This is a genomic window from Paenibacillus sp. J31P190 (genome assembly GCF_059692075.1).
Window position 1 is genome coordinate 126,108 of the sequence record NZ_JCAUAS010000005.1, and the last position, 13,775, is coordinate 139,882.

The window sequence follows — 13,775 nt, forward strand, 5'->3', positions numbered from 1 at the left end:
ATATAGCGTTATGATGTTAAATTTCGAGTTTCAAACGCAGCAGTTTCACATAATTTCGACTAACAGGTATGCTGCTTCGCAACGCATCATCCATCCTCAGATTGTAGGCTCCGTTCACCCAGGTCTTCATCTCAACAATGGATGCCAGGTTAACAAGATAGCTTTTGTGGCAGCGAAAAAAACCAAATGGCTCCAGCTTTTGTTCCAACTCTGCTAATGTATAGGAAACGTTATAGGTTTTATCGTGAAGATGAACCTGTACATGTTTGATTTCTTTGCTAATATACGTGATGTCTTTTGGGGGCACATAGATTATGCCATCATCCAATTCTAGCGCTAGTTTTGCACTGGTCATTCCAGTAGAAGGTTGGAACAAGGCGTCCTGTCCACTCTGTATTCGAATTTTACGCAGCTCTCGGAAGACGATAGCTAAATCTTCTTCGTCGTACGGCTTGAGCATATAGTGAAAAGCACGAAGCTTAAATGCATGGACGGCATATTGATCGTACGCAGTGGAGAACACTATCTTCACCTGCGGATTGATCTCTCCTACGATTTCTGCCACTTGAAGCCCGCTAAGATCCGGCATGTTCATATCGAGAAATAAGACATCCGGCGCTTGTTCTTTTACCTTCTTAATTGCATCCATTCCGCTGGTCGCCGGTGTCACCTTTTCTACATCTTCGCACTGCTCTAAGAGATATACTAATTCTTCCCTTGCCGGTGCTTCATCATCTGCGATCACGATATTCCAGCCCACCAACCATCACCTCACCCAGAATCTAATTTTTGTACCTTCACCTGGCTTGCTCTCGATTTCAAGCGGATGCTCTCTTCCGTAATGGTAATTTAGACGCTGTTCAATATTTCGCAAAGCCATACCTGCGTGTTCCCCATGACTGTGAAGCCGGACAGTTTCTAGGCCAACTCCATTGTCCTCGACGGTAATCCGCGCATGCAGCTTTCCGTCGTTCAACTCCTCCTTCACAGCAAGCCTGATAACTCCGATTCCCTTCCTATTATTGATGCCGTGAACAATGGCGTTCTCGACAAGAGGTTGAATTGTAAACGGAGGTATCTGATGATCCAGTAACCTTTCGTCAATATCAGCATAAAATTCCAGTTGATCCCCAAGACGTGATTTAATCAAACTGAGGTAAGACATGACCAATTCGTATTCGTCACGTATCGTGATCATGCGTTGGTTACCATGGCTCATGTTTTTGCGTAAAAACTTAGATAAATGCATCACCATCTGACGGGCTTCTTCCGGTTTAGTGCGAATAAAAGATTTGACTGTGTTCAGCACATTAAACAGGAAGTGTGGATTCATCTGCGCCTGCAGCGAACGAATCTCCGCATCGGCCAGCAGCTGCGACTGTCTCTCAGACTCGACAAATGCATACTGCTGAGAAAGCAGACCAGCAAGCGAGGACAACATTCGTCTGCGAGATGGATTATCATCCTGCTCTCGTTCGAAATACAAGCGAAATTGCCCAATGGGACGCTGATTCGGAATATGAATGAACAGGTCGATCCAATGCTTTGTTTTTCTTCCCTCCGCTACCCATGCCGAGCCGTTCTTGCTGAAAAATGCACCAACTGCCTTCATCTCCTCATTCAAAACCTTCGCAATTTCACGTACCGCCTTCTCGAATTCCAATCGCCAAAGCGGCATCGTCATATCCGCGATTTGCAGTGCTTTGTGAGCATGCTCTGCGCCGATGCGATCCTCTTCGCGCTCCATCGTATTGTACAGCACGAAGTAAAGGGCTACCCCGATGCTGTTAGCAAGTGTCTGAGGTAAACCTATGAGCGAAACCAGGTTTAAAGCGTCCCCCCAGGGCTTAGCGAGTGCAAGAATGAGTGCCATTTGCAGCGCTTCAGCCATGAATCCTACAAGAAAGGCGAGTTGAATGGACGCCACCTTGCGGAAACGTTTCTTGAACGCATTGCGGCAAAGTCCAGCCAAGACACCTTGCAGAATAGGCGCAATCATACAGGCTACGGCAACAAATCCACCCAAGCTGTAGCGATGGAGGCCGGCTGCTACACCAACGATGAGCCCGCTTTTCACACCGCCAAGCAAGCCTGCGATGACGACGCCAACGGTTCGTGCATTGGCAATGGCCGCTGTTGGGGAAACTTCGCCGATCCATGGTGCCGGTCGATACGTATAGTCGGAAACCGTCACACCTGAGTAGGTTGCGAGAATCGCATAAGCTGTGAAAAAGAAAAGAAAACGCCATTGATAAGTCCTGTTACCTTGATAGCTCATATAACTTCGCATCCAACGACTGCGAGAAAAGGCAAATGCAAGCGCTATCAGGAATCCAACCCTTTCAATCATATCGACGAACAACTGGAGCATCGTTCACACACCTTTTAATATCTTTTAAAATAATCCTAGCAGAAATCGGGTCTCCCTGCAGTAAAAAAGACCATGGTTTCTACGTTTGAAGTGTGAGCCCATTCGTGGATACTTAATAGAAAGACGGCTAGTTGAATAGAGAATGTCTGTTCATTGATTATGCCGCCTCAAAACTTTTAGGCATAACTCCAAATTCGATTTCAGAGCCGTTCAGCAGCTCTGTGAAGGAAGATCGGCTATAGTGGTTACCAATGTTGTAATTTCTACAACAATTCAAATGCCAAAAGGCTATTTTGTAAGTAGAAGTTGTAGTCTGTACAACATTACTATCCCAATTGCTGCAAAATAGCCTATATAGGGAGCAATTGTTGTACATTATGCAACAACGAAGGGAAATGGGCGGGATCTTGGCAGAATTGTTGTACATTATGCAATATCATTCAACCGAGAAGACAGATCCTTCATTTAAACCTTATTTCCCCCTACTTCAACTATTCCCACGCGTAATCCTAAACCTTTCTTAATTCATCGATTATAAACGTAAAAAGACCCGAGAGAAGCCACTTTTTTCAAAGTGACCATCTTCCGGGTATTTGCTCGGTTTATAGAAAACATGGTCTTTATTCAATGCCCTCCCGAATATCGGGAGGGTTTATGCATCACTCACTACTAGCTTGCGGCACCACATTTTGCTTATATTTCAACGAAGGCACCATAATGAAGACCCCAACTAAAAATAAAGCAGCACTCACTAGATAAATCGTTTCAAGCGAGAAGGAAGCCTTAATACTTCCGGCCAAACTCATCGTGATGACCATTGCTCCCATAAACAAAGGATTTAGAATACCATTCACGCGACCCACGAATGATTCCTCTGTGTTGCCAAGAATCATCGTATTGATACCAATTTGGATAGCGGGCATGACAAGACCGGACAGGAATTGCATAACAAGTGCTACCCATAACAGATGTGTCATACCAATGACCGCGAATGCCACGACACTTACGGACATCCCGAGTATAAGCAGCGCTTGCGACGACATTTTTTTTGAAAAGCCCATTGTCAGGCCTCCGCCGATAATCATCGCGACACCATTCGTGGCCATAAACCATTGCAAGTTCTCTTTAGGCAAGTCTAGATTTTCCGTAACAAGAAAGATACCAAGCGGACTGATTAGACCAATCGCAAGACCGGCAACGGCAAAGCAGCCTCCCAGAGTGACAAGCATTTTATTCTTGAGCACATACCGGAAACCTTCACCCATCTCAGCAAAAATATGCGTGGATGGTCCTTCGGATCCTTTTTCAGCTTTACGGTCAGATGGTAGAAACGTTAGGACAAGAGCGGAAAGCACGAAACAAATTCCCATGATCGCTATAGCGACTTCGATTCCAAAGGTATAGTACACGAAAGTCCCCATAATTGGACCCAATATCATAAAGATAGCCATCATCGATTGAAACAGTGACATGCCCATTTGCATTTGGGATTCGTGCACATGAACCTTGAACAGCTTCATCCCAGACGGTTGAGAGAATTGGGATAGGATGGACGATACTAATGTGGCAAAAAAGATCGCCTTCCATGAACCATAATACAGGGTAACCATAATGATAAACACCGAGGCAGCGCTGAGAATATCGCACCAGACCATCGTGAGTTTAGGTCTCCATCGATCTGCAAAGGCACCGCCAATGAAAGAGAAAATAAATATCGGCGCAAACTCGGCAACGGAAATCAAGGAAACCGAGTAGGGATCGTTGTTGGTCATGTCGGTTACATAGAGGAGAATCGCGAAGTTACGAATCCAAATCCCGATTTGGAGAAAAAGACCCGATAACATAATGGACTGCACGAAACGATTCGCAAAAAAAGAACGCATCGTTGGCGCAGAATTTGATACGGTTTGAGACATAGAAAAAAAACACCCCTTCGACAATAGATTGGTCGATAAAACGTTAACTTCATTCCGACGTAAAAGGAACAAAGTAAGTTTCATAAGCCTCATCTAATGTAACGAAAAAGGTGTCTAACGTCTAGTGCAATTTGTCATATGACCGGTCATAAATTGAAATGACTTAGCGTCCATCCCTCGACATGAGCAGTGCTGCGCCTACAGCTCCTGCGGAGGAACCAAGAGCGGATGTTACGAATCGGACAGGGCCTAGAATCGAAGGCAGGCAGCGATCCTCGATGACTTCACGCATCGGACCTAGAAGCGGCTCGCCGATGTGCGAAGCTCCGCCGCCAAGGATGACCACCTGTGGATTGAGCAGGTGGAGGATGCTCACGAGCCCGATGCCGAGGGCTCGCCCTGCTTCGCGCAGGATGCCGCTCGCATCGGCATCCCCTTCCGCGGCTGCGGCCGCGACCAACCGCGCATCGACGCGGTCTGGATCGCCTCCCGCAAGCCTTGTGAGGGCGCCGGCAGCATCGCCGTCGCCTCCCGCAACACGGCGCACGTGCTCGGCGCCGCGGCGGCCTATTGCAGTGCCTGACGCGTAGAGCTCCAGGCACCCCACATTCCCGCAGAGGCAGCGCGGCCCATTTCCATCAATGGAAATGTGTCCGAGCTCCCCTGCGTTATGGTTGACTCCGGCGATCAAGCGGCCGCCGGAGATGATGCCCCCGCCGATCCCCGTGGAGATCGTCACGAAGATACAGTCCGGCGCGCCCTCGCCTGCGCCGGCCAGCCATTCGCCGACCGCTGCGGCGGTGGCGTCGTTCTCGAGCCGGACCTCGCAAGCGAAGCGGTCCGACAACACGGCGGCGACGGCCACGTCGCGCCAGCCGAGATTCGTGGCGAAGGTGACGACACCGTTCGCCGTATCGAGCGTGCCCGCGGTGGCGACGCCAATACCGCGGAGAGCGCTGCGGCTGCCGGGCACAGCCGCAAGAATCCCCTCGATCAGGTTACCCAGCCGATCGAGCACAGCTACCTCTCCCTGCTGCGCAAGGGTGGGGATCTCTTCCCGTGCGATGATGCTGCCATCGTACGCAACCAAGGCGGCCAACATCTTCGTGCCTCCCAGATCTACCCCAACAAAATATTCTCGAACGAAGACATCTTGTTCTTCTCCGATGTTGCTGTTATTCTTTACAAAAACATCCTGCTTATTGTCTTGCTCCAATGTCATCTCTTTTTCCCCTTTCCCCATCAATCCAGTCTCCAACCAAGCGGATACTCCTCCGACAATGTCACAGGCAGCCTTCCAACCGCTTTCTCTTTCCCAAGAAGCACATTCGCCAGAGAAACCATCGCAAGCGGACGGTTTTCATAACAAGCATAATAAGTCTTTACCTCAGGAAATTCAAGTAAATCATAAGGATTTCTCCCGGCAGCGACGATAACATACGGCTCTTTCCTTTGAACTAATTCTTTAACCAACCTGGTTTGTCCTGCTGAGAATGTTGCATTATATGTGACAATGACGATTTGCTTGTTACCCTCACAAGCTTCCAGAACCGATGCTATCTCCGTATCCGAAGGATATAGCCCCAAGTAAACCTCCTTAATAGGCTTTCCGGCTATCTCAGATAAGACACTGCCCAGTGTACCGCTCCGTTCCACAACTTCATCAATCTCAGTTCCCGTTTGTACTTCCGTCCAAATGACCAAGGTCGGCTCGTTCAGATCCAGCACTTTACCTACTTCATCCTTAACCCGTGTAATACTTTTACGGCTCAGTTCTTTGGCGAGCAGTTGATGCTCGGGTGTAGAGATAGGTTCGGTCGGGATGGGTTCTAACGTATCATATCGAATCTCTCGCTTATATTTATAGGTCATAATCCGCAGCACGGACTCATCAATGCGCGACTCCGGAATCCGTCCACTTTCCACCGCAGCAATAACAGCTTCAATGGCAGACACTTGGCGATCTAGTGAATGACTAACCAGAATAAGATCCGATCCAGCCTCAATAGCCCGAACAGCGCCTTCCGCCACACCAATTCCTTCTGAGATCGCCTTCATCTCCAGACAGTCTGTTACAATTAACCCTTTGAAATGAAGCTTCTCACGAAGCAACTCCGTTAAAATGCGATAAGACAACGTCGATGGAACGCCGTTCTCTTCTAGTGCCGCAAATACGACATGCGCAGTCATAATAGCGTCTACACCGCCTTCAATCGCTTTAATGAAAGGGGCTAGCTCAAGCTCCATCAATCGCTCCATACTATGCGGAACAACGGGAAGGTCATGATGAGAATCCTCTGACGTATCACCGTGCCCTGGGAAATGCTTGACTGTGGCTATAACGCCCATATCCTGCAAGCCTTTCACCGCATGTGTACCCATATCACCCACTAGCGCAGATGTTTCACCATAAGAGCGTACGCCGATAACAGGGTTTAGTCGATTATTATTGATATCTAAACAAGGGGCGAAGTTCATGTTCACGCCCATTTGGCGTAGTTCTTTACCCATCACTTTTGAACTGGCATAAACACCTGCTGGCGCAAAAGCAGCCCCTAAAGCCATGTTCCCCGGCAGCAGAGTTGCTCCTTTTTCAATCCGGGAAACCATGCCTCCCTCTTGATCTACGGCAATGAATAACGGCTGTCCGCCGCTGCGGAGACTCATCGCCTGCAATTCGGCTGACAAATGAGCCAATTGGTGAGCATCTTTTACATTTCGACGAAAATAGATGACTCCGCCAAGTCCGTATTCCCCAATTAATTGGGTAATGGACGCATTTGGTTCCAAAGATTCAAAACCGCAAATAAACATTTGACCCACTTTTTGACGCAAGGTTAAAGGATGTTGGTTATTGCGCAATGAAGATGACATGAATACACGCTCCTTGAATGAGTGAGTTAGAATTTAATGCTTTCAATGATACGTTTCTGCAAAATAAAATAGATCAGCACGACTGGAATAACGCTAAACAGGATGGCCGCACAGAGCGAACCGTAGTTCATATTCAATTGGTCGTAAAAGGCTACCATCCTCACAGGAAGCGTCCTAAACTTCTCCTTCGCTAGAAACAGATTGGCCATCATAAACTCATTCCAATTGCTGAGGAAATTGAGCATAAAAACCGTGACGAGTGAAGGTATCGTAATTGGCATAATGACTCGCCACAAAAGTCCATAGATCGATAATCCATCCATGATTCCCGCTTCTTCCAACTCACTCGGTATGGATTTCAAAAAAGCACTGAAAATAAACACAGTCAAAGGTAAACCTATCGTTACATAGGGCAGGATCAAGGCTAGCGGCGTATTGTATAAGTGCATGCTGCGAAGCAGCATATATAAAGGAACAAGCAAGGAACCCGCGGGAACAAGCAATGCGAGCATCAATATACGCTGCAAGAACTTGCTTAATCGCGGGAATTCCATTCGAGTTATGGCGTACGCCGTTGCCGTACCAAGAAACAGCGTTGCTATGGCGGATACCACAGAAATCACCAAACTGTTCGTAAAATAGTGACTTACATGGGCTCCAGTCCAGGCATTCCAATAATTCGAAAAGGAGAGTTGTTCTGGAAGGGACCACGGCGAGGCAATGATTTCTTTATTTGTTTTAAAAGAGGAGTTCAATACCCAAAGAAGAGGAAACAAAATAATGCCTATGTACAACATCAGTACAACATGCAGGAAAACACGGCGATAGGAAATCCCCTTCAATATTGCACCTCCTCCTGCTTCCTTGTGAACCAGCCAAACAAGGAAGTTAACATGCCGGTTAAAAGGAGAATAAGTACGGCAATACCGTTTGCATACCCATATTCACCAATGCGATAAGCTTTTTTATACATATACGTGGCCATCACTTCTGTAATCCCATACGGATTGCCGCCAGTCATCACAAAGACGATGTCCAAGGCCTTCATAGCTCCAGTAATCGATAGCAAAATCATAACCATGATAACAGGACGGAGCAGCGGAAGCGTAATCGACCAAGCCTCTCGTAGCCTCGTCGCCCCGTCTAACTCAGCGGCTTCCAAGATATTTTTGGGGATCCCATAGATCGCCGATAAAACCAGCACGACATAGAATCCAATCCACTGCCATGCGTTGGTAACAAGCACAGAGAGCATCGCTGTCGCTTCCTCTGCTAACCATACGTGCTGCCAAGTTATTAACCCTATAGCTTCTAATGCTTGATTGAGCAGCCCCGCCTGCGGGTGATAGATGAACCCCCACAATACGCCGACCACAGCTGTAGAAAGAACTGTCGGGAGGAAAATCATCGTTTTGTAGAAGCTAGTCCACCGTCTAACTTTGCTCACCAGCAGGGCTAAACCGAGTATAAATGGGATTTGCAATCCAACAGAAAAACCAATGAAATACAGGTTATTCCGCACAGCCATCCAGAAATATTTGTCTTGAACAGCAGTAACGAAATTATCCAAGCCATTAAATCTCGCCGGCGATACTCCGTTCCACTCCGTGAAACCGTAGCGCAGCGACATGATCATGGGATATAAGAAAAAGATCACGAATAGCAGCAGTGTCGGCAGCGTAAAAAGCGCATAAGCAAAAGGGTTTCTTCCTATCTTATTCATGTCTCATCCTACTATTTCGTATGGGTTTCTTCCTTGTTCGAAGCCTCTTGCTGCTTCTGTATGTCCGCCATTAAGGTGGCTGGGTCTGTTCTTCCGCCTATTAATTCTTGCATACCGCGCTCCAATTTTTCTCGAACTTTCGTTTGAATACGTGAATCGAATGCGGGAAAGGCACCTTTACTGCTTGCAAATACATTCAAAATTTCTGTAATGAGCGGGTTTACATTGCTCGTATCCTGCAGCTTCATGGCAGGTGGCATACCTTCTTCGACGAGCTGTCTTTTTTGCATGGATTCGTTATACATTTGCCTGATAAACTCCTTGATGGCCACCAGCTGATCTGGCGTCACCTTTTTAGAGAATCCGTAGGCATTAGACCATCCTCCATTGATATAACCATCTCCTGCCCCCCCCATATCCGGGAAACTCATGAAGCCTACATCCTTTACGATGGATGACTTCTCAGGGTCAAGCAGCGGCGTATTCGCCCAACTGCCATCGAACATGAAAGCCGCTTCACCGCTGCTAAATTTATTTTGCTGCTCGGCATAGGCCAGTGCTAAGCTGCCTTCCTGGAGATACCCCTTTTGAATCAACGTATGGTATTTCTCAAAAGCATCCACAACATCCGGATCCGTCCACCGCTTGCTTCCATCCAATAAGCCTTGAATAGAATCTGGCCCTGCCGTACGTACCCACATGGTATTGCTCATCATGTTAATGACCCATGAATCTTTAGCCGCCATGGCAAAAGGCGTTATTTTTTGAGCTTTTAGTATCGCGGCAGCAGCGAGCAGTTCCTCCCACGTTTGAGGCGGTTTTATGTGATAATCCGCCAAAATCCTTTTGTTATAGTACAAGCCCTCGACGTACCCTGCCATAGGAATACCATAAATTTTACCGTTAACCGTAAACTCCTCGAAGCTATAAAACTTATTGATTAAGCCAAGCTCATTCAATATGGGCGTAAGATCAAGCAGTCTGCCCGCTTTGACGTAATCCTTCGTATCCGTTCCGCCAAACAAGTCGAATATTTCCGGTGGATTCCCAGCCGCCATCTCTGATCTCAGCTTCTCGAAGCGATTGACCTTATCCTCCACCCCATCTAATGTAATCGATAAGCCAAGCACCTTCGACTCCGTTGCTTTCACTACATCCTGCAGCATTGCGAAGCGCTTCTTCTGCGTATCCTTCACCTGCGTATGACGAAGTGTCAGTAGGATTGGCTCTCCTTTAGTCCCCGCGGGGTCGGGAGTCTCGCCAGCATGAAGGTTTTGTTCCTTGTTCGAAGATAAGCTGTTGCAAGCAGTTATGATGAACGTCATAGCCACTACCGCCGCTACCGAAATCAACGTTCCTTTTCTCATCTTTGATTGATCTCCTTTTTGCTTGCCATCTAAGTATAAAATAACCGTTGTTTGTCCTAAAGACCCACAAATTCCTTATAAAGGGGCAAAATCCTCTACTTCACTTCTTTGCGCTTTTCGCGATACTCCGACGGAATCTCGCCAGTAAACTTTTGAAATACTTTGGTAAAATATCGCCGTTCGATGTAGCCTACTGATTTTCCGATGTCCGTAATACTTTTATCACTATGGAGCAGCATCGATTTCGCCAATTCCATCCGATGTTTCGTGACATATTCAACGAAGGTTTCTCCAAAATGCTGCTTAAATAATAAACTAAAATAACTGGAGCTAATTCCTAGGGAACTCGCTATATCCTCGATCCCGAAATCATTTGAATAGTGAGTTCTTATGTATTCCTTTGCCGCTGTCATAAGCAGCTCGCTGTTTTTCTTCTTATTCGTCCCTTCCAGCCCAAGTGCTACAAGCTGTACCATAACCTGAAGCAAATGTTGAATGCTCTCGCTCTTGTCCAGCTGACACCAGATCTGTTCTTCCTCCTGATAATCAAGGGAATTCATTTCTCGCAGTTCGCGGAGCAGATGAAGAATAAGGAAATGCAGCATCTGATAGGCCCGGGCAAAAGAGCTGTCAGACAAACCTTCAAGCAGTAATTTCAAGCGCTTTAAGGCATCCTCCGTTTTGAGACGGTTTAGCTGTTTAAGTCCTGTTACAATTTCTTCCACTAAATACCATAAGGAGCTGTTTGCATCAGCTGGCTCTTTGGACTCTTTATACAACAACACGGATTCCTGCTTCCCCAGATTAAGCTGCATGAATCGCTGAAGCTTCCGATAGGTCTCAGAGAGTTGACGGAGTCCAACAGCTGCCGGGAAGATGCCGACACTAATGCCTAATTTAACCGATTGGGAAACGTTATGCTGCAGTTGAGCAGCTATTTCATTTAACTTCACCAATGCAGTACTTTCGCCCTTTTCATCCCATTGGATGATTACACACCACTCCCCTTCGCGGATCTGGAGTACTGTGAACTTCAATTTCTCATCCGTTAGCGAATCTTGTAATACATTTCGTACTGCGAAATTCCATAGCTTCCGCTCCTGCTCCGTCCAAGGCAGTGATTTCTGTGAGTAATCATCGACATCGATCATCGCAAATAAATAGGTCAACATTTCAAAGTCCATATCATCAATCGGAAGCAGCGTCTTCGGCGTAATTTCCGTATAATTCATCAAAACGTCCTGCAGGATTTTCTCATAGGCCAAATTTTTCATTTTGCCCCACTTTTGCTGCTCCTCTTGCTCACTTCGCTTCTTAACCCTGATTTCATTCGCCAATTTGCTTATAGAATTCTCTAACTCTTCATAGTTAATAGGCTTCAGTATATAATCGCTCACGCCAACTCTCATCAACGTGCGTACATATTCGAAATCCTGATAACCCGTTACCATAAGCACCGTACAATCCTCATTAATATCACGCAGCTTCTGAACGAACGTAATGCCATCCATTAGCGGCATACGAATATCACTCATAACCAGATCCGGTATATGCTGGCAGCTAAGTTCCAGTGCTTCCACTCCGTTTTTGGCCGTTCCAACGATATCAATCCCCAGTTCATTCCAAGGAATAACCGCCTGCAAGTTACGCAAAATGTTAGGCTCATCATCTGCCAATATCGCTTTTAGCCTCATAAGCCTTCCCCCTTATTTTTTGGGATCAAGATCTTCATCGTCGTACCATGACCTTCTTGACTGCAGATGAACATGCCATAATGTGCGCCATATTGGATCCTTATACGGTCAGCTACATTGCTGACACCAAGTCCTCTTCGCTCTTCATTTGCACCCAATATTTCGTGAAATGGCGTCTCTAGCTCTGTTTTATAATGGAATTTAGCTAATTTCTCCGCACTTATACCAACGCCGTTATCCGTGACATAAAGAGCAATCCGTTCTCCTTCATCCACAACCTTTATGGCGATCATGCCCATATAATCAATGGGTTCAAAGCCATGCTGCAAACTATTCTCTACCAAAGGTTGAAGAGTAAGCTTGAGAATGCAATAATCCAACAGCTCAGGCGGAGCTTGAATGTCATATTGAAATTGATCTTCAAAGCGGAATTCCTGAATTTCGAGGTAGCTTTTCAAATGCTCGAGCTCTTGCTTTAGTGAAATTTCTTCTCTGTTTTCCATTCCAATCCGTAACAGATTCCCAAGTCGATACACCATTTGGCTGACTTTCTTCCCTTGGTTTTGGATTGCTAACACATTGATGGATTCCAGTGTATTAAAAAGAAAATGCGGCTTGATCTGGGCTTGCAGCAGCATAAGCTCAGCCTTATTTTTACGGTCCTGCTGACGTTTGACTTCCTCCAGAAGATCCTCCACACGCACAACCAAGCTGTTGAACCCTCTAGCGAGAGCGGACGTTTCATCCTTACCGCTTTCCTCCATGCGGGTCGTCAAATCGCCGCGCTCAACCTTTTTCATCGAAGAAAGCATACGCAGAATCAACTGAACAATTCGTCTTACGAAAACCAGATTGTACACAAGTGCAAAAAATAAACAGACGAACGTAATCCCAGCGACCAGCTTCATAATCGTCTCAATTTCCCCAGCCACATACTTCCATGAGGTGATCGACACGACGCTCCAATCCTGAACCCCCATCTGATTAATATTTAAATGGTAGAGTGAGATTAAGCTTTTTTCATTCTGAAAATTCGCCTGGAAACTGTTATTGTTTAGCTGCAGATCCAATTTGCCAGGCAGCAGCTGCAGCACATTGGCACCTTCTAGATTTTGCTTATTATCATAGAAAATAAGTCCGCTTTTGTTGACGAGTAAATAACGCTTCGAGCTTTCCTCATTCGTATTGAATGATTTGAAAATTTGATCAAGCTCATTAAATTTGAACTTCAGCAGCATGAACCCCAGGTTGTCCATCGTCCAGAAATCTTTGACCAATCTCGCTTGATAAAATTCCCCGCGGCCCGTCCCGAATTCCTTATATTCGGAAGGTCCAATCCAGAGTGGACTTCCGTTCAATTCCTGTATGTGTTGGAATGCTGTACTTTGCGTCAGCGCTGTCCACGGCAAAGCGCTTCCCCCCCCGCGCCCCGCGCTAAACGATTTGCCTACATTATTATAAATCGCGACGGATTGCACAGGTGAATAAGTCAATATAGAGCCGCGCAGCAAGGTATCAAACGTATTCAAGTCATAAGACGAGAGCGTATTTTCATTCGGCTTCACCTCATCGATCGTTCGATAAATACCTTGAATACTCTCTTTTACCATCCAAAAATCCGAAAAGTAATTGGCTTCCTTGAACATGTAATAAATATTACGGGAAATCGCCTGCAAAGTGACCTCGGTCAAATCGCCGTACTTCTTCTCAATGAGCTGCTGAGAAACCGTATAAACCGCGGATCCTAGTACGAACAAAGGAATAATAATGAACATTAAAAAACCGATAAACACTTTTTTGTTCAAATTCATCGACGATGGCAGACTCCTT

The 13,775-nt window shown here is 46.3% G+C and carries 10 protein-coding genes; all 10 read right to left on the minus strand.

All coding sequences use genetic code 11. The features are described from left to right. Positions 1–16 precede the first annotated feature (16 nt). Positions 17–760 (minus strand): LytR/AlgR family response regulator transcription factor, encoded by a 744-nt coding sequence (locus tag AC58U0_RS12190; RefSeq protein WP_057306060.1) that lies wholly within the window; start codon positions 758–760, stop codon positions 17–19. Positions 761–766: 6 nt separating this feature from the next. Continuing rightward, a complete protein-coding gene (locus AC58U0_RS12195) occupies positions 767–2,278 on the minus strand; it encodes a LytS/YhcK type 5TM receptor domain-containing protein (RefSeq protein WP_497379295.1) in 1,512 nt (503 codons plus the stop codon). A 752-nt stretch (positions 2,279–3,030) separates the two neighbouring features. Beyond that, positions 3,031–4,287 carry an MFS transporter gene (locus AC58U0_RS12200; RefSeq protein WP_497379297.1) on the minus strand — a complete coding sequence of 419 codons (1,257 nt, stop codon included), beginning with the start codon at positions 4,285–4,287 and terminating at the stop codon, positions 3,031–3,033. 163 nt (positions 4,288–4,450) lie between these two features. Continuing rightward, complete coding sequence (locus tag AC58U0_RS12205; protein WP_497379298.1) at positions 4,451–5,530, minus strand: ROK family protein; 1,080 nt, start codon at positions 5,528–5,530, stop codon at positions 4,451–4,453. After that, positions 5,530–7,161: a beta-N-acetylhexosaminidase gene (gene nagZ / locus AC58U0_RS12210; RefSeq protein WP_497379299.1), complete on the minus strand. Its 1,632-nt coding sequence runs from the start codon at positions 7,159–7,161 to the stop codon at positions 5,530–5,532. The genes AC58U0_RS12205 and nagZ overlap by 1 nt, the downstream gene beginning before the upstream one ends. Before the next feature lie 26 nt (positions 7,162–7,187). After that, a complete protein-coding gene (locus AC58U0_RS12215; RefSeq protein WP_497379300.1) occupies positions 7,188–8,003 on the minus strand; it encodes a carbohydrate ABC transporter permease in 816 nt (271 codons plus the stop codon). Next, the gene (locus AC58U0_RS12220; RefSeq protein WP_497379301.1) at positions 8,000–8,884 is read right to left on the minus strand and encodes a carbohydrate ABC transporter permease; all 885 of its coding nucleotides are present in this window, start codon (positions 8,882–8,884) and stop codon (positions 8,000–8,002) included. The genes AC58U0_RS12215 and AC58U0_RS12220 overlap by 4 nt, the downstream gene beginning before the upstream one ends. An 11-nt stretch (positions 8,885–8,895) precedes the next feature. Further along, complete coding sequence (locus AC58U0_RS12225) at positions 8,896–10,251, minus strand: extracellular solute-binding protein (RefSeq protein ID WP_497379302.1); 1,356 nt, start codon at positions 10,249–10,251, stop codon at positions 8,896–8,898. Between the two features lie 95 nt (positions 10,252–10,346). Continuing rightward, positions 10,347–11,945 (minus strand): response regulator, encoded by a 1,599-nt coding sequence (locus AC58U0_RS12230; protein ID WP_497379303.1) that lies wholly within the window; start codon positions 11,943–11,945, stop codon positions 10,347–10,349. After that, positions 11,942–13,756, minus strand: a complete 1,815-nt coding sequence (locus AC58U0_RS12235; RefSeq protein ID WP_497379304.1) for a sensor histidine kinase — start codon at positions 13,754–13,756, stop codon at positions 11,942–11,944. Before AC58U0_RS12235 ends, AC58U0_RS12230 begins: the two co-directional genes overlap by 4 nt. Positions 13,757–13,775: the final 19 nt, after the last annotated feature.